Genomic DNA, 2,966 nt, shown 5'->3' on the forward strand with positions numbered 1-2,966 from the left:
TGACGTGGTGCTCGACGGCCCTGGTGGTGCTCCGGACACGCAGGCTCCGAGCGTGCCGGGGAATCTGTCCGTGGGCGGGGCCACGTCCTCGTCGCTGTCGCTGACGTGGTCGGCCGCGACCGACAACGTCGGCGTCACCCGCTACGAGGTGTCCAGGGACGGCGCCGCCCCCACCACCGTCTCGGGGACCACCCACCAGGCCACCGGCCTCACCCCCGATACCTCCTACGCCTTCCGCGTACGCGCCTGCGACGCCGCGGGCAACTGCTCGGCCTACTCCTCCTCGGTCAGCGGCCGGACCACCGGCGGCACGACCCCGCCGGCCGGCGACATCCGCTACGCCCCCTACATCGACATCACGATGAGCACGCCGTCCCTCGCGAGCGCCGCCGCCGCGACCGGCGTCAAGAACTACACGCTGGCCTTCGCGCTCGGCGACAGCACCGGCTGCAACCCCGCCTGGGGCGGCACGATCCCGATCGGCGACACGCGCATCGTCAACGACGTCAAGGCGCTCCAGGCGCAGGGGGGCCAGGTCATCGTGGCCAGCGGCGGCGCGCTGGGACCGTACCTGGAGCACGTCTGCGGGAGCGTCGCCGCGCTCGTCGGCGCATACAAGAAGGTGCTGGACACCGTCGGCACCAACCACCTCGACGTGGACGTCGAGGCCAGCATCGACGTGAACAAGGTCAACACCGCACTCAAGCAGCTCCAGAGCGAGCGCGGCACCTCCATCAGCTACACGCTGCGGGTGCAGGGCCAGGACTACGGCGTGGACCCGTTCTCGCTGCAGATCCTCCAGGACGCGGCGGCCAAGGGCCTCGACGTGGTCGTCAACCCGATGCTGATGAACTTCGGCTACACCGGCAACTGGGGCGACGCCATGATCGCCGCCGCCCAGGCCACGCTGGGCCAGATGAAGGGCGTCTGGCCGGCCAAGACGGACGCGCAGCTCAGACGCATGTTCGGCGTGATCCCGATGATCGGCAAGAACGACACCGGCATGACGACCACGCAGGCCGACGCCCGCAAGCTGCTCGCCTGGGCCAACACCAACCACATCGGGTTCGTCGGGTTCTGGTCCGCGGCCCGCGACAACGGCGGCTGCCCCGACGGCAGGGTGTCGCCGACGTGCAGCGGGATCGCGCAGTCGAACTACGAGTTCACCGGCGTCTTCAAGGGGTTCACCGGATGAGAAGACCGCTCGCCGTCCTGCCGGCGGTGGCGCTCGCCCTCGGGCTGACCGCCACCCCGGCCCTGGCCGCCAACATCGTCACGAATCCCGGCTTCGAGAGCGGTCTGACCGGCTGGACGTGTTCCGGTGCGCAGGCCGTGTCGTCCCCGGTGCACGGGGGTGCCGGGGCTGTTCGGGCGACGCCGGCGACGGCGGCGCCCCGGTCGCCGTCACCGGCACCGGCCACCAGGCGACCGGGCTGGCCGCCGCCACCGCCTACCGCTTCCGGGTCCGCGCCTGCGACGCCGCCGGCAACTGCTCCGCCTACGGCCAGGAGGCCACCGGCAGCACGACCAGCGGCGGCGGGAACGGCGGCACCCTGCCCGCGCGCGTCCTGGTCGGCTACCTGCACGCCTCCTTCTCCAACGGATCCGGCTACCTCCGGATGGCCGACGTGCCGGCCGAGTGGGACGTCATCAACCTCGCCTTCGGCGAGCCCACCTCCGTCACCTCCGGCGACATCAGGTTCCGCCAGTGCCCGGCCGCCGAGTGCCCGAACGTCGAACCCGAGGCCGACTTCATCGCCGCCATCAGGGCCAAACAGGCCCAGGGCAAGAAGGTGCTGATCTCGATCGGCGGGCAGAACGGGCAGGTGCAGCTCACCACCGCGGCGGCCCGCGACACGTTCGTCGCCTCCGTCTCCGCGATCATCGACCGGTACGGCCTCGACGGCCTGGACGTCGACTTCGAAGGCCACTCCCTCTACCTCGACCCCGGGGACACCGACCTGGCCCGCCCCACCACCCCGGTCATCGTCAACCTCATCTCGGCGCTCAGGACGCTCAAGAGCCGCTACGGCCCGTCGTTCACGCTGACCATGGCCCCCGAGACGTTCTTCGTCCAGCTCGGCCACCAGTTCTACGGACCGGGCCCGAACGGCGCGGCCGACCGCAGGAGCGCCTCCTACCTGCCCGTCATCCACGCCCTGCGCGACGACCTGACCCTCCTGCACGTGCAGGACTACAACTCGGGCCCGATCATGGGCCTCGACGGCCAGTACCACACGATGGGCGGGCACGACTTCCACGTGGCGATGACGGACATGCTGCTGGCCGGCTTCCCGATCATGGGCAATCCGGCCAACGTGTTCCCGCCGCTGCGCCAGGACCAGGTGGCCATCGGGCTGCCCGCCTCGGTCAACGCGGGCAACGGGTTCACGAGCGTCGCGGAGGTGCAGAAGGCGTTCGACTGCCTGGCCAAGGGGAGCAACTGCGGGACCTACCGGCCCAGAGGGGTCTACCCGGGCCTGCGCGGTCTGATGAGCTGGTCGATCAACTGGGACCGGTACAACGGGCAGGAGTTCTCCCGAAGCCACCGGACCTACCTGGACGCGCTCAGATGACGCGGACGAGCTGGGTCGGCTTCACCGGCAGGCCCAGCCCGGGCGGCCGGTAGGTCGGCAGCGCCTCGCCGTACTCGTGCATCCAGGCGTGGTCCACCAGCAGCCGCATCCGCCCGGACACCAGAGCCTGGTCCGGCGCGGCCGGGGCGTCGCCCCCGGTCAGCCGGGCCATGGCCGCGGTCACCAGCTCGGGGTCGGGCGGCGACAGGTCGCAGTGCTCGTCCGGGCCGATGAGCAGGTCCACGCCGGGCGGCAGCGGATAGATCGGCCGCGGCAGCGCCAGCACGCGCGGCGGCGGAGCCATCGGCCAGCCGTCGCGCACCGCCTCCAGCAGCACCGACCGCGCCGACCTGCGCGCGAACAGGCCCTCCGCCAGCGCCCAGCTCAGCG

Annotated in this window: 3 protein-coding genes; 2 read left to right on the forward strand and 1 reads right to left on the reverse strand. The window is 71.6% G+C overall.

The features are described 5' to 3' along the window. Both FAF44_RS53055 and FAF44_RS53060 read left to right on the forward strand, forming a co-directional pair. Positions 1 to 1,195: chitinase (locus FAF44_RS53055; RefSeq protein ID WP_237111097.1), on the forward strand; the 1,195-nt coding region annotated here is incomplete at its 5' end. Positions 1,196 to 1,313: 118 nt separating this feature from the next. Further along, on the forward strand, positions 1,314 to 2,576 hold the full coding sequence (locus FAF44_RS53060) for a chitinase (protein WP_237111098.1): 1,263 nt from the start codon (positions 1,314 to 1,316) through the stop codon (positions 2,574 to 2,576). Here the strand turns inward: FAF44_RS53060 and FAF44_RS53065 are convergent. Further along, the coding region (locus FAF44_RS53065; RefSeq protein WP_237111099.1) for a hypothetical protein at positions 2,569 to 2,966 on the reverse strand (398 nt) is incomplete at its 5' end. The genes FAF44_RS53060 and FAF44_RS53065 overlap by 8 nt on opposite strands.

The sequence above is a fragment of the Nonomuraea sp. MG754425 genome (assembly GCF_021699195.1).
Taxonomy (GTDB): Bacteria; Actinomycetota; Actinomycetes; order Streptosporangiales; family Streptosporangiaceae; genus Nonomuraea.